At 40.9% G+C, this 17,827-nt stretch carries 18 protein-coding genes; 14 read left to right on the plus strand and 4 right to left on the minus strand.

Annotation, left to right across the window (positions count from 1 at the left end; translation table 11 throughout):
• Positions 1-2: 2 nt before the first annotated feature.
• The 8 genes from fliF to FLM47_RS04620 all read left to right on the plus strand — a co-directional run bounded on the left by fliF (position 3) and on the right by FLM47_RS04620 (position 9,305).
• Positions 3-1,730, plus strand: coding sequence for a flagellar basal-body MS-ring/collar protein FliF (gene fliF, locus FLM47_RS04585; protein WP_178955436.1), 1,728 nt, complete (start codon positions 3-5; stop codon positions 1,728-1,730).
• Positions 1,711-2,730 carry a FliG C-terminal domain-containing protein gene (locus tag FLM47_RS04590; RefSeq protein WP_010391197.1) on the plus strand — a complete coding sequence of 340 codons (1,020 nt, stop codon included), beginning with the start codon at positions 1,711-1,713 and terminating at the stop codon, positions 2,728-2,730. Before fliF ends, FLM47_RS04590 begins: the two co-directional genes overlap by 20 nt.
• A 2-nt stretch (positions 2,731-2,732) precedes the next feature.
• Positions 2,733-3,365, plus strand: a complete 633-nt coding sequence (locus FLM47_RS04595) for a FliH/SctL family protein (RefSeq protein ID WP_178955438.1) — start codon at positions 2,733-2,735, stop codon at positions 3,363-3,365.
• Positions 3,358-4,707, plus strand: a complete 1,350-nt coding sequence (locus tag FLM47_RS04600; RefSeq protein ID WP_178955440.1) for a FliI/YscN family ATPase — start codon at positions 3,358-3,360, stop codon at positions 4,705-4,707. The genes FLM47_RS04595 and FLM47_RS04600 overlap by 8 nt, the downstream gene beginning before the upstream one ends.
• Complete coding sequence (locus FLM47_RS04605; RefSeq protein WP_010391201.1) at positions 4,700-5,116, plus strand: hypothetical protein; 417 nt, start codon at positions 4,700-4,702, stop codon at positions 5,114-5,116. Before FLM47_RS04600 ends, FLM47_RS04605 begins: the two co-directional genes overlap by 8 nt.
• Before the next feature lie 48 nt (positions 5,117-5,164).
• Entirely contained in the window at positions 5,165-7,591 is a 2,427-nt protein-coding gene (gene hrpB / locus FLM47_RS04610; protein ID WP_178955442.1) for an ATP-dependent helicase HrpB, read from the plus strand.
• A 219-nt stretch (positions 7,592-7,810) separates the two neighbouring features.
• The gene (locus tag FLM47_RS04615; protein WP_178955444.1) at positions 7,811-8,362 is read left to right on the plus strand and encodes a heme NO-binding domain-containing protein; all 552 of its coding nucleotides are present in this window, start codon (positions 7,811-7,813) and stop codon (positions 8,360-8,362) included.
• On the plus strand, positions 8,355-9,305 hold the full coding sequence (locus FLM47_RS04620) for a sensor histidine kinase (RefSeq protein WP_178955446.1): 951 nt from the start codon (positions 8,355-8,357) through the stop codon (positions 9,303-9,305). The genes FLM47_RS04615 and FLM47_RS04620 overlap by 8 nt, the downstream gene beginning before the upstream one ends.
• 76 nt (positions 9,306-9,381) lie before the next feature.
• On the opposite strand, the gene FLM47_RS04625 is transcribed toward FLM47_RS04620, so the two are convergent.
• The gene (locus FLM47_RS04625; protein WP_008108632.1) at positions 9,382-9,603 is read right to left on the minus strand and encodes a hypothetical protein; all 222 of its coding nucleotides are present in this window, start codon (positions 9,601-9,603) and stop codon (positions 9,382-9,384) included.
• 191 nt (positions 9,604-9,794) lie between these two features.
• Here FLM47_RS04625 and FLM47_RS04630 point away from each other — a divergent pair, with 191 nt between their 5' ends.
• The 5 genes from FLM47_RS04630 (at position 9,795) to FLM47_RS04650 (ending at position 14,646) form a co-directional block, all read left to right on the plus strand.
• Positions 9,795-10,508, plus strand: a complete 714-nt coding sequence (locus FLM47_RS04630; protein ID WP_178955448.1) for a DUF1499 domain-containing protein — start codon at positions 9,795-9,797, stop codon at positions 10,506-10,508.
• Between the two features lie 117 nt (positions 10,509-10,625).
• Entirely contained in the window at positions 10,626-11,672 is a 1,047-nt protein-coding gene (locus FLM47_RS04635; protein WP_178955450.1) for an NAD(P)-dependent alcohol dehydrogenase, read from the plus strand.
• A gap of 142 nt (positions 11,673-11,814) precedes the next feature.
• On the plus strand, positions 11,815-12,237 hold the full coding sequence (locus tag FLM47_RS04640) for a hypothetical protein (protein WP_178955452.1): 423 nt from the start codon (positions 11,815-11,817) through the stop codon (positions 12,235-12,237).
• A complete protein-coding gene (locus FLM47_RS04645; protein WP_008108814.1) occupies positions 12,234-12,431 on the plus strand; it encodes a helix-turn-helix transcriptional regulator in 198 nt (65 codons plus the stop codon). The genes FLM47_RS04640 and FLM47_RS04645 overlap by 4 nt, the downstream gene beginning before the upstream one ends.
• A gap of 88 nt (positions 12,432-12,519) precedes the next feature.
• On the plus strand, positions 12,520-14,646 hold the full coding sequence (locus tag FLM47_RS04650) for a TonB-dependent siderophore receptor (RefSeq protein WP_178955454.1): 2,127 nt from the start codon (positions 12,520-12,522) through the stop codon (positions 14,644-14,646).
• A gap of 136 nt (positions 14,647-14,782) precedes the next feature.
• Here the strand turns inward: FLM47_RS04650 and FLM47_RS04655 are convergent, their stop codons facing one another.
• Entirely contained in the window at positions 14,783-15,367 is a 585-nt protein-coding gene (locus FLM47_RS04655) for a hypothetical protein (protein ID WP_178955456.1), read from the minus strand.
• Between the two features lie 221 nt (positions 15,368-15,588).
• Entirely contained in the window at positions 15,589-16,467 is an 879-nt protein-coding gene (locus FLM47_RS04660; protein WP_178955458.1) for a LysR family transcriptional regulator, read from the minus strand.
• Between the two features lie 108 nt (positions 16,468-16,575).
• Between FLM47_RS04660 and FLM47_RS04665 the strand changes: the two genes are divergently transcribed.
• Positions 16,576-17,556: a TDT family transporter gene (locus FLM47_RS04665; protein WP_138607608.1), complete on the plus strand. Its 981-nt coding sequence runs from the start codon at positions 16,576-16,578 to the stop codon at positions 17,554-17,556.
• Positions 17,557-17,559: 3 nt separating this feature from the next.
• Here FLM47_RS04665 and FLM47_RS04670 read toward each other — a convergent pair whose 3' ends face one another.
• Positions 17,560-17,742, minus strand: coding sequence for a DUF2986 domain-containing protein (locus FLM47_RS04670; protein ID WP_178955460.1), 183 nt, complete (start codon positions 17,740-17,742; stop codon positions 17,560-17,562).
• Between the last annotated feature and the right edge of the window lie 85 nt (positions 17,743-17,827).

Consider the following 17,827-nt stretch of genomic DNA (forward strand, 5'->3'; position numbering starts at 1 on the left):
ATATGAAAGGAGAATTAGCAAAAGTACCTGAGCAAAATGAGAGTAACCTAAAAGAAAGAGTGGTTAATCTCTCAAACAAATTAAACTTCGGCAACTCAGGTGACAGAAGTGTTGCAACTATTGCATTGTTAGCCACCTTAGTGGCGGCGACCATAGTCCTTATTTTATGGACCTCGGCTAAAAACTACGTACCGCTTTACGGTAATCAAGAAAGCTATGATAAAGCCAATATTTTAGAAATTTTAGATAAAGAACAAATCACGTTCCGCATTGATACCGACAGCGGTAATATTTTAGTGCCACAAGAAAAACTGGCTGATGCGCGAATCACGCTTGCGGCTAGAGGAATAAAAGCCTCTATGCCTGAGGGTATTGAGAATATTAGCGACAAAGTGTCTATGGGCACTAGTCAATTTATCGAATCTATGCAATACCAGCATGCCTTAGAAGGTGAGTTGGCACGCACCATTATTAACATGCAAGGCATACGTAATGCGCGCGTGCACTTGGCAGTCCCCAAGCGTAGCTTGTTTGTTGGTCGTACAGAGCAAAAAACCGCAGCGTCTGTGATGGTTGATTTAGCGCCAGGGCATGAGCTTAAACCAGAGCAAGTGGAAGCCATTATTGCACTGATTATTGGCAGTGTGCCTGGGCTTGATTCTCGTTCTGTGTCGGTGGTGGATCAGCGTGGTAAATTACTCAGCGGCGACTTATTTGATACCACCCCAGTAGGCAAAGAAACCGATAAAAAGCTCGCCTTTATTGAAAAAGTTGAGCGCAATATAGAGCAACGCGCCTCTATAATGTTGTTGCCAATTTTGGGTGAAGGTAATTTTAGAATTCAGGTTTCCAGTGATGTTGATTTTAGCGTGGTAGAAGAAACACGTGAAATGGTTGATCCACAAAATGTATTAACCCAAGAGTTTATTAAATCAGATAGCACCTTAGATCAACTGGCGGCGGGCATTCCTGGCTCTTTAGCTAATGAGCCACCTGTGCCTAATGAACAAGCTGAAGATGAAAACAACGAGCGTACTTCACAACGAAGTGAGAGTAAGCGACAGTTTGAAAATGGTCGCTCAGTGACTCACACCCAATTTGAAGTAGGCCGTATTAAAAACATGAGCTTATCAGTACTTATTAATGAGCAAGTAGCTGGAACAGCTGATGGCTGGAGCGAAGCAAAGCTCGCTTCATTAGGTGAAATGGTAAAAAAAGCCACGGGGTTTAACGACGCACGCGGCGACCAATTTAACATCACTAGCTTTGCCTTTGTAGAGCAAAAGATTTTAGCACCGGGTGAAGGCCTTGAGTGGTGGCAAATGCCCGAGCTTAAAGAGTATGCTCGTTATATTGTGGGTACTTTAATTAGTTTATTACTGATTTTATTTGGTGTGCGTCCTTTAGTTAATCACTTGATAAAAGGTAAAAGTAGCGAAGCAAACAACGCCATGGCAACCGCTGATAATGAAGTTAAATCAGCCTCTGCAACAGAAAGACAAAGCAGTCCGCTTGATGACGCCATTAATGCTAAATCGCAAATAGAAAACTTAACCGCCAAAGAAGGCGAAAGCGAACATCAAAATATGTCGTTACCGCAAATAGGCAATGACTTTGAAGAACAAATAGCGCACATGCAGTTACTTGCTAATAAAGAAACCGAGCGTGTCACGTCGGTAATAAAATATTGGGTAGAACAAGGAGTTGAAATTGAATCAAGAAAAGCTTGATAAAGGCTCACAATTACCGGCGTTAGATCGCGCCGCTATTTTATTGCTAAGCATGGGCGAAGAAAATGCCGCCAGTGTTATTCGTAAATTAGGCCGCCGTGAAGTACAGGCTATTTCTGAGCGCATGGCTAAAATTTCAAATGTTACTCAACAGGATGTTGCAGGCACCTTGAGTGAATTTTTTGATTGTTACCGCAATGAAAGTGGTGTCAATGGCGCGTCGCGTGTGTATTTAGAGCGAGCACTTGATAAAGCCGTCGGCCGTAAGCTTGCCAAAACTATGCTTGATGATATTTATGGTGGTGCAATGAATGACGATTTACGTCGTTTAGAGTGGATCCCGCCAGAGCTTATAGTACGCTTTTTAGATCAGGAACATGTGCAAATGCAGGCGCTGTTTTTGGCCTTTTTACCCCCAGAGCAAGCCTCAGCCATTATTGTACTGTTTCCAGAATCGAAGCATGATGATTTACTGTACCGTATTGCCAGCCTTCGTGAAGTGAGCGAACACGTTATTGATGATGTGCGTTTAACGCTTGAATCGTGTATTGAATTTGTTGGCCGCCAAGTAGGTGCACAAGTGAATGGTGTCGATAAAGCGGTAGAAATTATGAATCGTTACAACGGTAATAAGAGCCAAATTATCGAACTCATGAAAAAACATAACACTAACGTAGCTGATGAAATACAAGAGAAAATGTACGACTTTGATGGCTTAATTAAGCAAACAGACGAGACACTAACCTTGTTGCTTAATGACATTCCAGATGAGTTATGGACGATGTCGTTAAAGGGTGTAAACAGTGAGTTTTTAGCGCGTGTTTTAGGTGCATTACCTAAACGTTTAGCGCAGGTGTACCAACAACAAATTGATGGTTTAAGCGCGCAACCACTGAGCAAAGTGATTGCCGCCAGAAAAGAAATTATGTCGATAGTAAGAGACATGAGCAAACAAGGTGATATTGAATATCGCTTATTTGAAGAAGAGACCGCAGGCTAACTATGAGTCAAGCATTTAGGTTTCCCACTTTAAATAAAAATGAGCAACATCAAACGCTGCAAGAGCGTTTAGATGCTGCTCAGCGTGTTGGTTTACAGCAGGGCTTTGAAAAAGGTCTTGCGCAGGGGGCAACCGATAAGCAAAGTGAGTTAGAGCAACAAATGGAGCAACAAATAGAGCTACGGGTTGCTGAACGTCTTGAAGCGCAAAAAACACAGCTTATTGAACGTTTTAACACTTTATTTGATAAAGCTAATAATGAGCTACTTAACTTTAATGATGAGTTTAAACAAGACCTTGCCTTAATGATAAGTACCTTGGCTGAGCACGTTATTGACTGCGAGCTAAAAGTACGCCCCGAAATACGCGCGCAGCTTATTGAAAAAGCCATTAACTTGCTTAGCAATCGCGATGTAGTAACAAAAATTATGTTCTCAGGGGCTGATCGTCACTTTTTCGATGATGCACGTTTAGCTGAGTTTTCGGTGCCGACTTACTTTGATGAGGCTCTGATCAGTGGAGACGTTGAACTGGTGGCAGAGCAACAAACACATCGATTTTCTTTTTCAGAGCGATTACAAAGCCTTTTGGATGAAGTGATACCTGAAATTTTAAAAGCGCAACCGCATGACTAACCCACTTCATACTTGCTTAAAGTCTGCGCTGAAAGCGCTAACCCCGCCTGAATTAGTTAAAAGTTATGGCCGCTTAACGCGAGTAAATGGTTTAACGCTTACCGCTACCGGTGGGCAATTTGCTATGGGTGAAAAATACCAAGTAGAAAGTGTTGATGGTCACTGGTATGACGCTGAAGTCGTAGGCTTTAATCAAGATGAAGCCTATTTAATGCCCCTGAAAAAAATACAAAATTTATATTCAGGTGGACGCGTTAGGCCAGTTATAAAAAACACTCATGTGGCTATTTCTGAAAAGTTATTAGGGCGTGTGCTCGATGCGCAAATGCAGCCGATTGATAACTTAGGCCCACTTGAACAAGACAGCACAAAAAACGCCAGTAAATTGGGTAACGATTATTCTTTAACGCCGCTGGAGCGCAAAGGCGTTATCGAGCCGTTAGATGTGGGTATTCGCGCCATTAATAGCTTATTTAGTGTGGGAAAAGGCCAGCGTTTAGGGCTATTTGCAGGTTCGGGTGTAGGTAAAAGTAAGTTGCTTGGCATGATGACCCGCTTTACCTCTGCCGATGTGGTTATTGTAAGCCTTGTCGGTGAGCGTGGTTGGGAGGTAAAAGATTTTATTGAGCAAAGCCTTGGTAAAGAAGGCTTAAAAAAAGCCATTGTAATAGCATCGCCAGCAGACGATTCTCCCTTATTGCGTATTAAAGCGGCCGAGCTTAGCCATAAATTGGCGGCCTATTTTAGAGATAAAAATTCAAATGTATTGCTGTTGATGGACTCATTAACCCGTTATGCGCAAGCACAGCGAGAAATTGGTTTATCGGTAGGTGAGCTGCCTGCATCCAAAGGATACCCGCCATCGGTATTTAGTAAATTGACTCAACTGGTCGAGAGTTCGGGTAATAGTGAAAAAAGCAAAGGCAGCATGACCGCCATTTATACAGTATTAGCTGAAGGCGATGATCAACAAGATCCAATAGCCGATAACGCCCGAGCAATTCTTGATGGCCATATAGTATTGGATCGCACCTTAGCAGAAAAGGGGCACTATCCGGCCATTAATATTGGTTCATCGATTAGCCGAGTAATGCCAAATATAGTAAGTGATGAGCAGCTAAGCTTTTGTTATAAATTGAAAAAGCTTTATAGCCGCTATATGCAAGTGCATGAGCTTATTCCTTTAGGGGCGTATCAAGCAGGTAAAGATCCGGAACTCGATAGTGCGGTAAATTTGTACCCACAAATCGAATCATTTCTATGCCAAGGGTTGAACGAACAAGTGGATTTTTCACAGTCAATAACTCAATTAAATGCAGTGATGGGTAAACTGAATGCTTAATAAATTTTTAGGATTACAACAACAAAAATTAGATAAAATGCTGGCCGAGCAAACTCAGTTGCAACAAAGAAGTAACCTAGAGCAGCAACGCTTATCGCAGCTTCAGCAGCACATAAACAGTATGGATAAAAACCAGCAAATGAGCTCGGCGCTGAGCTTACAAAATTTATCAGGGATGAAGCGTATTTTGTCTGGCTTATCGACGCAGCAACAAGCGCGTATTGATGATTCACAGCAAGATGAATTACGTCAGCAGCAAGCTTGTTTTAAGCAAATGAGCTTCACCAAAGGCATAGAAGGGATTGTGAGTAATAGGCATCGTGCTGATCAAAATAAAGCGCAGCAGCAAGAGGCTAAAACGTTAGACGAAATGATCAGCCAAGCACATAGTCGTACTCTGCATAAATAACTACTAATTTTTGCTACAATGGCGGCAAAGTAATTTAGGGTAAATAGCGTGCTGCCGGTTCAAGAAATATATACTTCACTCATTGATGCTTTAAAAGCCAACCCAATCACCTTACTGCAAGCGCCGCCTGGTGCTGGTAAATCAACATGGTTGCCATTACAGCTTATGCGCGATGGGCATTATAAGCACATCGTCATGTTAGAGCCGCGGCGCTTGGCAGCAAGAAATATTGCTAACTATTTAGCGCACTGCCAAAACGAAACGCTAGGGCAAAGTGTCGGTTTACGGGTGCGAGGTGAAAGTAAAGTCAGCACACAAACTCGCCTTGAAATAGTTACCGAAGGCATGCTTACGCGCATGTTACAAAATGATCCTGAGCTTAGTGATGTTGATTTACTTATTTTTGATGAGTTTCATGAGCGTTCCATCGCAGCAGATACCGCACTGGCTTTTGCTTTAGAATCGCAAGCGGCACTGCGTGAAGATTTAACCATTATGTTGATGTCGGCCACCCTTGATAGCGAACGCTACACTGGGTTTTTTAATTGCCCAGTAATTCAATCAAACGGGCGAAGTTACCCCATTGACGAAATATATTGCCCAATAAAAGATGAAAGCCGCTGGCTTGATGCTATTCCACCAATAATAAAACAAGCACTCAATGAGCAAACAGGCAGTGCGCTGGTATTTTTACCTGGCCAGCGTGAAATACTGCGAGTGCAGCAAGCGTTGATCGACTTGCCCAGTAATTGTATTGTTGCCACATTATTTGGCGAACAAGATAAAGCCAATCAACAAGCAGCAATTGCACCAGCGCCTCAAGGGATGAGAAAAGTAGTATTAACGACCAATGTTGCCGAAACAAGTTTAACCATTGAAGGTATTAGAATTGTTGTTGATAGCGGCAAGCGCCGTGCAGCCAGCTTTAATTTAAAAACCGGTGTCACTGAGCTCACTACGCAAAGTATATCGCGTTCATCGGCAGTACAACGCGCAGGGCGTGCAGGACGAATAGAACCAGGGGTTGTGTATCGGTTAGGTTCCAAACAAACTTTTGAAAGACGAAACAGCCACGATAACCCTGATATTCTTACCTCAGATATTAGCCAACTGATGCTTGAGGCGAAGCAGTGGGGCGCAAGTATTAGTGAACTCACCTTACTTGACCCGCCGAGTGAGCAACAATGCAGCCAAGCTACTAATTTATTATCTATGCTTGAAGCCATAGATAGTAACGGTAAGCTCACCACGCTGGGTAGTAAAATGTTGGGCTTTGGTGCCGATATTCGCTTAGCGCATATGTTATTAAAAGCGCAAATGTTAGAACCACAGTTAAGTGGGATTTATCGCTTAGCTATTTATTTAGTGGCCTTACTAGAAAGCCGAGTTAGCACTGCCAATGAGCTCAACCTAGCACTGCATAGTCAACAACAACGACCACATCCGGTGTTTAAGCAGCAATTAAATTATTGGTTAAAACGCTTAAAATTTACCGACAGTCGTACAGATTTAAACACTGAACATTTAAGCTTATTAGTGTCGCTTGCCTATCCAGATCGGATTGCTAAAAAACGCGGCAATGGCTACTTATTAGCAAATGGTGCAGGGGCTGAACTAAACCCTGATTATTGGCATAAAGACGAATATATAGCTATTGCCAGTATGGGCGGGCATAAAGGCGGGCGAGTTTTTGCAGCCACGGCGCTAAATCCATTAGCACTTAAAGAGTATTTACCGCATTTATTCACTGAGTTGACTCGCTGCGAGTTTGATGAAAAAGCCGCTCGGTTTATTCATCAAGATGAAGTAAAACTTGGGGAAATTACCCTTAGTAGCCAACCAAGTAAACATAAGCTTGATAAAACAGAGCGGGCCAAGGCATGGCTTAGTTTGTTTGCCAAACAGGGCTTTTCACTGTTTAACGAGCAAAAAGAAAGTGAGCAACTACTTATTAGAATGTGCCTAGCCAGCAAATTGATGCCAGAACAGTTTCCTATTATTAATCAGCAGCAGCTCATTGAAACAGCAGGTGATTGGTTAGGGGTATACCTTGAAGATATTAAAACCCTTGAGCAACTTAAAAAGTTTAATTATTTTGAGGCACTACAAAACAGTTTTAATTGGCAACAGCAAAGCGAGCTAAAATCTTTACTCCCACTGCGACTAACAGTACCAAGTGGCTCTAACATAAAAATTGAATACCAACTTGATGGCCCCGCCAAGCTCAGTGTGCGCATGCAAGAAGTATATGGTTTAACCAGTACACCTATGTTAGCTAACGGTAAATTAGCATTGCTAATGGAGTTGTTGTCTCCAGGCAAGCGTTCACTACAGTTAACCCAAGACTTAGCACATTTTTGGGATAGTAGTTACCGCGAGGTACAAAAAGAGATGAAAGGGCGCTACCCCAAGCACTTTTGGCCAGACGACCCTGCCAATAGCGTTGCCACCAATAGAGTAAAAAGCAGAATGTGATCACGCTTCCTTAATGTCGCTTAATGTTAAACGTTGACCATACAAATAACGAACATTTTTGGGCGTTTTACAAGCACTAAACTATTATTACTTTAATGCTGATATTTTACTGGGTAAGACTTATTACCCTAGTGTACATATGAGCCGTAAGGTAGCGAGCGTTTGTAACTAATTGAAGATGCAGCTAACAATCTAAAAGTGATAATAGAGGGAACATGCATGAAAGGCGTTATCTTTAGAGGGCTTGAGGCACTGGTTATTGAAAAATGTGGCATGGCAGCATGGGACGACTTACTTGAAAAAAATGCACCGGAGGGTCGTGTTTATATTTCTGCAGAAAGTTATCCAGATGAAGAAATAGTTGGTTTAGCACAAGATGTAGCAACTGCACTTTCTATGTCTATGCCAGAGGTATTAAAGGCCTTTGGAGAGTATTTATTTTCTCACTTAAAGGCACGTCATCCAAGCATTGTTGCTAACTTTAATTGCTTTGCTGATCTCATTATTGGTATTGATAAAGTAATTCATGTTGAAGTCGCTAAGCTTTATCATGAGCCTAATTTACCTGAAATTGACGCCCAAATTATTGAAGACGGGCTTATTTTAATGCGTTACAACTCTAAGCGGCAGCTTTGTATGTGCGCCGAAGGGCTTATTTTTGGTGCTGCGTCTCATTATGGAGTTGATGTTAAACTTAACCATGCTCAGTGTATGCATGATGGGTTTGATTCGTGTTTAATTGAAATAAAATATGAGACTCCCCATGGCTGAAGACGACTACAATTATAAAAAAGCGTATTTGCGCGAAAAATCAGCTAGAGATCAATTAGAAACCCTACTAGAAGACAAAACACGGGCATTGTTTATTGTTAATCAAGAGCTGGAAGAAAAGCTCGAAACGGTCAAAAACCAACAAATAACCTTAATGCAAAGTGAAAAAATGGCTACGCTAGGGACACTCTCTGCTGGCATGGCCCACGAAATAAATAACCCGCTTGCTTACATAACCAGTAATGTAGAAAGTATAAAATTTATAAAGCCCGTGTTGGTTTCGCTAATGACGGCGGCTCAACAATTTGTAAATAAATCGATTTCAGTATCGCAGTTAGAGTCTATTTTAGTTCAGCTCAATCAAGAGAACGATTTAAGCTTTATTGTGGATGATATTGATGACTTAGTTAATGATACCCAAGAGGGTTTAGAGCGTATCGCTCATATTGTTAGTAACCTTGTCGACTTTGCAAGCCTAAAAGACAACGTAACTGCAATGGCAGATATTACAGAATCATTAAATGGCACGCTAAAGCTACTCGAAAACCAGCTGGGAACGTGTGCTATAGAGTTACACATTGAAAAGTTACCTCTAACACAGTGTAATATATCATCTATGAAACAAGTTTTTGTAAACTTATTAATTAATGCCAAACACGCCTGCGACGACTTGCGCGATCAGCAAGGGAAAATAATAGTTAAGCTGTTTGCCGATAAAAACAATATTTACATAGAGGTGGCAGATAACGGCTGTGGAATGGACGCTGATACACTTAAACAAATGTTCGATCCTTTCTTTACCACTAAACCCGTAGGCCAAGGCACTGGTATGGGAATGGCTATGGTTTATAACATACTCAAAGAGCACAATGGCACTATAGAGGTTGAAAGTGAAGTGGGTAAGGGGTCTTTAATACGTTGTGTAATAGCTATTACTACATAACTTTGTAAGCTTAAAGTTTACAATATAGGCATGGCTACAATGTGTGTTGTGGCTATTGAGCGTAGGTATAAGTATCTTAACTCGACACTTCTTGTCCGCCGTGTTGCTCGGCTAAATCATCAAGTTCGGCAACGGTATAATCAAATCCGCTTTCATCATATTCGTAGCTTACTTTAACGCTGTCGCCGCCATTAAAAAGACGTGTTTTTACGTCATTGACTGGCCAATCTTTTAATTCGTGTAAAAAGCGGTTGGCTACTTGTGATGACTCAAACCGGTAACTAATCTCTGTTTTCATAAATAATAATACCCTGATAATTTTACCCCCGTAGTTTGTTGATTTTTACCAAGGAGTCAAGTTATCTACTTTAAAAGGGCAATAAATTATGACTTTATAGATACTTATCGGTCATAGTAATCTAAATTGGAGTGTTAACAGTATAAAGCTGTTTAAAAAACAATAACCATATAACAATAACGGAGTAGGCAATGAAACATTTAGTGACCTTAGTTGGGCTTATCGCTTTTTTAATGGTGGTACTACCGGGACCCCTTTATAAATTTAATATCGTTGAACTAGGCACTGCTTTTGCCGGTTTTAGATTAGGTGTTTATGTCGGTGGAGCAGCATTAGCCTTATTATTAGTTCAAGTGCTATTTATGCGTAAAACAGTGAGCTTAGCCAGTTCAGTGATCACTGTTATTTTTGCAGCAGTTGCTATTGCAATGCCGCTTAACATGATGAATACAGCAAAAAGTGTTCCGCCAATTCATGATATTTCTACCGATTTAATTAACCCTCCTGAGTTTGTTGCGGTTGTGCCTTTGCGTGCTGATGCACCTAATCCTGTTGCATACGCGGGAGAAGAAACGGCAGCGCAACAACGAAAAGCATACCCAGAACTAAAATCGCTCGAGTACAACCAAACGCAACTAGAATTAGTGGCAGCTACAACAAAAGCCATGGAAAACCTTGGTTGGGAACTGGTTAATAGCGATGTTAATAATGGCATTGTTGAAGCAACAGACACCACAACCTGGTTTGGCTTTAAAGATGATGTTGTCGTGCGTATTAACGACAAAGGCAGTAAGCGTGTGTTAGACATACGCAGTAAATCTCGCATTGGTAAAAGCGATTTAGGCAAAAATGCCCAGCGTATTAAAACCTTGATTGACGAGTTAAACGCCGTTGTGGTGCAGTAATTGATAAAAATAGCCCAGCATTATGCTGGGTTTTTTGCAGTTGCTACGTCAGTTCATGTTCAGAGCTGATAATGCATACTGTGTGAGTTATAAATTTTAATAAACTATGGAGTTATTATGAAAACAGTCGGATATGCAGCAAAAAGCCAAGGTTCTGAACTTACAGAGTTTTCTTTTGAGCGCCGCGATTTACGAAATAACGATGTAGCAATAGAGATTTTATATTGTGGTGTCTGTCATTCAGACTTACATGCAGTGCGAAACGATTGGGGTGGCAGTAACTACCCATTAGTACCAGGGCACGAAATTGTTGGTAAAGTAATTTCGGTTGGTAGCGATGTTACTAAATATCAGCAAGGCGATACCGTTGCTGTAGGCTGTATGGTTGACTCGTGTCAAAGCTGCGACCAATGTCATAATCACGAAGAGCAATTTTGTCGTGAAGGCATGGTTGGCACTTACAGTGGCAAAGACAGAATAAATGGTGAAATGACTCAAGGTGGCTACTCTAAGCATGTAGTGGTGCGTGAAGAATTTGTGCTTTCAGTACCTAAAAATTTAGAGCTATCTCGCGTTGCGCCTTTATTGTGTGCTGGCATTACTACTTACTCACCGCTGCATAAATGGGGTGTTAAAAAAGGCAGCCGTGTTGCAGTTGTCGGCCTTGGAGGGCTTGGCCATATGGCGGTTAAAAATGCCGTGGCAATGGGTGCAACGGTTACGGTTATTGGCCGCACTGAATCTAAAAAAGAAGATGCTATTGAGCTAGGTGCACAGCACTATTTAGTGTCGAACAACGATGATGAAATGAAAGATGCGCAATCAGCGTTTGATGTGATCATTGATACTATACCGGTAAAGCACGACCTATCACTGTATACACCGCTACTTGATATTGACGGCACGTTAGTGATTGTTGGCCAAGTAGGCCCTGTTGATGAGCTAAACACAGTGCCATTGTTAATGGGTCGTCGTCGAGTGGCAGGATCCTTAATTGGTGGCATTGCAGAAACACAGCAAATGCTCGATTTTTGTGGTGAGCACAATGTATTACCTGAGTGTGAAATGATCAATATAGATGAAATTAACACCGCTTATGAGCGCATGGAACGCTCAGATGTGCGCTACCGTTTTGTTATTGATATGGCGTCGATTGACGTTTAATGATCATATAAATTAACCTTAAAAAGAGCCGCATAGCGGCTTTTTTTCGTTCTTAATAAATAATGGTCTGAGACTCTATAATTTATGTAAAAACAGCGGCGATAAAATTGAATTTAAAGTATAGCTTAATTAGTTTTTAGTAATGAAAACAGAATTAAATTTAAAACAACGCCAAATTAAAAATACTAGCTACTTGGTTAAATGTACCTTGATTTGGTTACTCACCTTAGCGTTATGTAGCTTTGGCCCGACATTAATTTGGGATCGCGCCGAGATAATTAGCGGCTTTTTTATAGTTGTAAATGTAATAGCCGGCATTGTAATGATTTTGGCTAACAAACGTTACTTACAGGGGATGGATGAGCTGATGCAAAAAATACATCTCAGTGCCATGGGGTTTACCCTAGGTGCAATATTGGTAGGTGGGCTTGCGTACACTAATTTGCAATTGAGTGGCTTAATTGATTTTAAAGCACAAATATCCGATTTAATGTTTTTAATGGGGGCAGTGTATTTAATTAGCGTGTATGTGCTTAATAAACACTATTGCGCAGGTGATGAATGAAAAATCGATTAAAAGTATTAAGAGCCGAGCATAACTACACCCAAGCAAGGTTGGCCGAGCTGCTAGATGTTTCTCGCCAAACTATTAATGCGATTGAAAAAGGTAAGTTTGATCCCAGCTTGCCACTGGCCTTTAAGGCAGCAAGGTTGTTTGAGTTAAAAATAGAAGATATTTTTGACGACGAACAGGGTTAAAAATTAACAAAGTGCGACAATATGTCGCGCTTTTTAGATTGCTACAGCAAGTATAATTTACCCACAAAAATTTTGTGGTAAATCAATAATGACTGATAAAAAAAATTCTTTAACCTCTTATTTATTATCCCCTTTAGCGCTTGTTATAAGTAGCGTATTATCGCCAGTTGCTTTTGCAGATGACACCTCAATTGAAGTGATTGAAGTGCACGGCCAAGCACAAAATAAACACCTATCATTAGGCTCATCTGAATCGCTATTAACCGATTTAGGAGTGGACTTTTCTGCTGCTGGTGGCATGGCCAATTTACCTGTTTTAAATGGTTTAATGGGCGATCGAGTGGCGGTACTGGTTGATGGGGCGCAAATCACCGCCGCCTGTGCTAACCAAATGAACCCGCCACTGTCTTATATTTCAGCCAATCAAATTAGTAGCTACAAAGTGGTTGCAGGTGTTTCTCCAGTAAGCGCGGGAGGCGATAATATTGCAGGTGTGATTGCTGTTAATTCTATTTCACCTCAGTACAGTGAAAACAGCGAACTTGCATGGCATTCAGGTTATGTGTCAGCCCAGTACAACACCCTTGATAACGCCAAAAAGGTCGGCGCAGGTATGCGCATTGCCAGCAATGTACTTAGTTTTAATTATCAAGGTGCGTTCAGCGATGCTAACAGTTATGAAGATGGTAACGGCGATTTAGTGCTCGATACCCTATACCGCGCGCAAAACCATAGTTTAAGTGCTGCCATGCGCGATGATAAGCAACAATTAGTGGTTAAGCTAAGTCATCAAAAAATACCCTATCAAGGCTTTGCTAATCAATATATGGATATGACAGATAACACCAGCTATGGCGCTGTTGCCCAGTATCAGCGTGCTTTTACAAGCAGTGAGCTTGAAGCGCAGTTAAATTGGCATAACGTAAAGCATGAAATGGGGTTTTTTAGCGCAGAAAAAACCGGAAAAATGCCCATGAAAACTGATGCTGAGGATATAAGCACCCAGTTAAAATGGCGACTAGCGCTTGATAACAACAGCCAGTTACTACTCGCGCAAGAGTATCACCACATGAAATTAGATGACTGGTGGCCTGCAGTTGAAGGCTCAATGATGATGGGACCAAATGACTATAACAATATTAATAATGGCCGGCGTCAGCGTATTGCTTTGCTTGGAGAATATGAAAGCCAACTAAATACTCGCTGGTGGTTAAATGCAGGCATTCGATTTGAAAATGTAATGACCAACACTGATGATGTGCAAGCATATAATGCAGGCATGGCTGCAATGAATGCAATGGCCATGGCGATGCCAAGTGATGCAATGGCCGCTAAAAAGTTTAATAACCAAAGTAAAAAACAAACAGATAATTTAGTTGATGCAAACGTGCTGATTAATTATCAACTAAGCAATAACGACGAACTACAAATTGGCTTAGCCCGTAAAAATCGTGCGCCTAATTTATACGAACGCTACAGCTGGGGCGTAGGTAATATGGCCACCACCATGATTGGATGGTACGGCGATGGCAACGGCTATATTGGTAATATAAACCTTAAACCAGAAACCGCACACACGCTAAGCAGCACGTACACCCGCATGGCAAAAGATGACAGCTGGCGTATAAGTGCTAACGCGTGGGTGAGCGATGTAAATGATTATATTGATGCCAACATAGTAAGAAGCTTTAACCGCACAGCGTTTGCTGCCAATACCCGTAATGTACTTATGTTTAATAACGTAGATGCCAGGCTTTATGGTGTAAAGCTAGATGCGGTTTTAGCACTGCATGAGTCTAAGCAGTATGGTAACTGGTCATTAAAAGCGAATATTAGCAACACCCGTGGTAAGCGCGATGATACTAATCAGCCGCTTTATCAAATTAAGCCGCTGCAAACCCAATTTGCCATTAACCAGCAAGTTGGCCGTTTTGAAAACGCACTCACGTGGCAGTGGGTCGATAGTAAAACTCGCGTAGATAGTAACCGCCTAGAAAACCAAACTGAGCAGTATCATTTACTTAATTTAAGCTCAAAAGCCAGTTGGGATGCACTTACCGTGAGTGTTGATATTACCAATCTGCTTGATGAGTATTATCAATTACCACTTGGTGGCGTAAGTATTGCTGAGTTTAAACAAGACATGTCGCAGGGCTTTAATCAATTAGCAGGGCAGGGGCGCTCTATAAATTTAGCCATGAGTTACGCGTTTTAAGATGATAGAGTAAGTTAGTATAAGCCGTCAGATTCGATTTTAGGTTAATCGAGTCTGACGGTTTATTGCCATTTTTCTAAGAGCGTATATTGAATAATCAAGCTGTTTGAAGCTGGTTTGTATGATATTTAAACTATTATTCACATTGCCAATTATTTAAATGCTCAATAATAAAGTCATCAATCTTTTTATGGATTGAAATATTATCTTGATTAACTAAATAGCTAATGTTGATATTTTCGAACTCTATATCTCTAAAGCAGCTATAATTATCTACCGCGCTATATCCGCAGCTACCCCAATACAAAAAAGTATTTTCCGATTTAGTATATAAAGTGAAACTATATTTTTCATGTTCAACAGGAATATACAGATCTTTAGCATCAGAGAATGTATTAAAAAAACTAGCATTAACATTACGCTCAAGCTTTCGATGAGGCAGCAGGTTAACCGATATAAAGTTATTCAATGGGCTTTCATCATTTTGATAGTCAACGGGCTGAAACTTCTTTATATGTTGAACAACATAATTAGCTGGAAAGAACAAAATAGGAGCCTTTGATAATTCCTTATCAAGTGCGTTGTCACCCTTATTTGAGTTAATAAAACTTGCTTCTGAAAGGTACTTATTAGGAAAACATCTACCTTGCCATTTTGTTTCAGAATTATTCTCATTACAGCCTGTCATGAGTAAAGTTAGGACTAAAACCATTTTTTTCATCGTCTTGATAACCTATGTTTGCATTACAATCATTGTAATGTGATTTTGGCTGTAATTTTTACGTACCAGTAGCATTTCAGTTAACTACCTTGCTGACGTAAATTAGTACTTGTTTGTAGCTTTAAGCTGTCCTCTGAATTACTTTTCCATTAAAGCGAATTTAACTAATTAAAACAACAAGCCTATTAAATCGTTACTTATTTATACTTTAAATACATACATTACTGCTTGTGACAAAAATCTATAAACTGCTTTAACAGCGGGTTTTTGTACTTGTCTTTATGCATTACTAACCAAAACTGCCTTTGCATGGGGTGGTTTAAATTAAGCTGTGTAACACGGCCATCTTTTAGGGCATATTGCGCAGCAAGTGATGATAAACATCCTAACCCTAAGCCATTTGCTACACAGTTTATAAGCGCTTCTGTGGTATTGAGCTCTACGCTTTGCGTCCAATTTTTAATTTGTGGCGCAAGGCTATGTAAAAAGAAGGAACGCGAGCCTGAACCAGGTTCTCTTAATACCCATTGGCTACGATTAAAGTCGTTAAAGCTAAGTTGCTTTTTTGCAGCCAATGGGTGGTTTATTGGGGCAATAATACACATGGCGTCATGGCTAAACACATTAGAGACTAAATCGCTTTGATGGGCTTGGCCCTCAATAAGTGCTATATCGAGCTCGTAATCTATAAGTTTTTGACAAATAAGCGTCGAATTGGAAATCAGTATTTGTTGTGAATAATGCTGTCGCTGTGCTCTAAATTTGCTTAGTAAAGCAGGTAATACATGATTACCAATCGTGTCGCTGGCACCAATTTTTAAAGTTCCGCTGGCAGGGGCGTTGTCTAAAAACAAGGTGTCGATAGTGTTTGCCCGATTTAATAGTTCATCAGCAAGGGGCAGTAGTTTTTGCCCTTCTTGATTTAATAATAACCGATTATTTACACGATCAAATAATGGATGGCCTAACTGCTTTTCAAGTTCGCTAAGCGCCATACTCACCGCCGCTTTAGATAGAAACAATGATTCAGACGCTGCTGTAAGGGTGCTGTGCTGGGTTATGCCGACAAATACTTTAAGTTGCTTAAGTGAAATATTCATTATGCTATGTTTAGTTTGCCTGAACGTGTGTTCTATATAATTAGATTTAACTTAACAAAATGCAAGCGTAAACTTCTCTGTAAGTTACAACCACAGGGTGGAATAGAGATGTTTAAACATATAAAAACAAAAGTATCTGGTGCACCAACACCAATGGGCGGTTTGGCATTAGGTATTGCCAGCCTAGGTTGGGCTTGGGAGAGTATGGCTAACCTAAATGGCGTAGCACAATATACCGGTGCCGCTATTGCGAGCGTATTATTGCTATTGTTAACACTTAAGTTTTTATTACATCCTCAGCTGCTTAAAGCCGATTTAGCCCATCCGGTTGTGGGAAGTGTGGTGCCTACTTTTGCTATGGCTACTTTAGTGGTGTCTAATTCTTTAGGGCAGTTTTACTCCCTTGCGGGAGATGTGCTTTGGGTTGGTGCATTTTTATTGCATTTGGTGTTTTTAATAAGCTTTATTGCTCATCGCGTGATTGAATTTAAAATTGAGCATATGGTGCCAAGCTGGTTTGTACCGCCGGTTGGGATCATTGTTGCCGATGTCGCGTTTTCAGGGAATCCGGCTCTGCTATTTTTAGCACAAGGGGCGCTTTATTTTGGCATGCTGATGTATGCAGTTATGTTGCCTATGATGATTTACCGGATCATTTTTGCTGCGCACATTCCTGATGCTGCACAACCTACATTGGCTATTTTAGCGGCGCCAGCAAGTTTATCGTTAGCTGGTTACTTTACAGTTATCAGCGAGCCGTCACCGGTTATTATTGGCTTGTTATTTGGAATTGCGGTACTGATGACCTTTATAATTTACGTCGCATTTTTTAAATTACTGCGCCGTCCATTTTGCCCAGGTTACGCTGCCTTTACTTTCCCTATGGTTATTGGTGCTACCGCGTTATTTAAACTCGCCGCATGGATGCATACAGTGGGAATTGATTTGCAGTTTGTTAAGCAAATACAGTATTTAGCAACGTTTGAATTGATTGTGGCAAGTGGGGTAGTTTGCTATGTGGCGGTTCGTTATTTGGCTCACTTTAAGCTTTTTAACACTCAATTTAAGCCTCTCACCCTATCGCAATAACGATTAAGCGCTTGTTTGCACTACCTCGGTAGCACCGTGCTCAATTGCTTGTTCGGCATCTTGCTCAGCAAGCTTTGCGCGCTCTGCTTTTGAAACATAAGTCGGTTTGTTGCTTTTATGCAGCTTGGCATTAGCGCGCTTATCTTTCTTTTGAAACTTAGTAACGATTTTTTTTCTGCGATTCATGATTAACCCCATAATTTTGAGCTGCGCATTATACAGGCATCTTGTTCAAAGCTGTTAGATAAATTATAAGCTTTGCTTGTGGGTC

Source organism: Pseudoalteromonas sp. Scap06 (assembly GCF_013394165.1).
Lineage (GTDB): Bacteria > Pseudomonadota > Gammaproteobacteria > Enterobacterales > Alteromonadaceae > Pseudoalteromonas.

What these genes read in the sequence shown, in the direction of transcription:
- FLM47_RS04665 (WP_138607608.1), top strand. Translation starts at nt 16,576, where the DNA reads ATGTTTAAACATATAAAAACAAAAGTATCTGGTGCACCAACACCAATG.
- FLM47_RS04625 (WP_008108632.1), bottom strand. Translation starts at nt 9,603, where the DNA reads ATGAAAACAGAGATTAGTTACCGGTTTGAGTCATCACAAGTAGCCAAC.
- FLM47_RS04635 (WP_178955450.1), top strand. Translation starts at nt 10,626, where the DNA reads ATGAAAACAGTCGGATATGCAGCAAAAAGCCAAGGTTCTGAACTTACA.
- FLM47_RS04615 (WP_178955444.1), top strand. Translation starts at nt 7,811, where the DNA reads ATGAAAGGCGTTATCTTTAGAGGGCTTGAGGCACTGGTTATTGAAAAA.
- FLM47_RS04645 (WP_008108814.1), top strand. Translation starts at nt 12,234, where the DNA reads ATGAAAAATCGATTAAAAGTATTAAGAGCCGAGCATAACTACACCCAA.
- FLM47_RS04605 (WP_010391201.1), top strand. Translation starts at nt 4,700, where the DNA reads ATGCTTAATAAATTTTTAGGATTACAACAACAAAAATTAGATAAAATG.
- FLM47_RS04600 (WP_178955440.1), top strand. Translation starts at nt 3,358, where the DNA reads ATGACTAACCCACTTCATACTTGCTTAAAGTCTGCGCTGAAAGCGCTA.
- FLM47_RS04670 (WP_178955460.1), bottom strand. Translation starts at nt 17,742, where the DNA reads ATGAATCGCAGAAAAAAAATCGTTACTAAGTTTCAAAAGAAAGATAAG.
- FLM47_RS04660 (WP_178955458.1), bottom strand. Translation starts at nt 16,467, where the DNA reads ATGAATATTTCACTTAAGCAACTTAAAGTATTTGTCGGCATAACCCAG.
- FLM47_RS04655 (WP_178955456.1), bottom strand. Translation starts at nt 15,367, where the DNA reads ATGAAAAAAATGGTTTTAGTCCTAACTTTACTCATGACAGGCTGTAAT.
- FLM47_RS04620 (WP_178955446.1), top strand. Translation starts at nt 8,355, where the DNA reads ATGGCTGAAGACGACTACAATTATAAAAAAGCGTATTTGCGCGAAAAA.
- FLM47_RS04595 (WP_178955438.1), top strand. Translation starts at nt 2,733, where the DNA reads ATGAGTCAAGCATTTAGGTTTCCCACTTTAAATAAAAATGAGCAACAT.
- FLM47_RS04640 (WP_178955452.1), top strand. Translation starts at nt 11,815, where the DNA reads ATGAAAACAGAATTAAATTTAAAACAACGCCAAATTAAAAATACTAGC.
- FLM47_RS04650 (WP_178955454.1), top strand. Translation starts at nt 12,520, where the DNA reads ATGACTGATAAAAAAAATTCTTTAACCTCTTATTTATTATCCCCTTTA.
- fliF (WP_178955436.1), top strand. Translation starts at nt 3, where the DNA reads ATGAAAGGAGAATTAGCAAAAGTACCTGAGCAAAATGAGAGTAACCTA.
- FLM47_RS04630 (WP_178955448.1), top strand. Translation starts at nt 9,795, where the DNA reads ATGAAACATTTAGTGACCTTAGTTGGGCTTATCGCTTTTTTAATGGTG.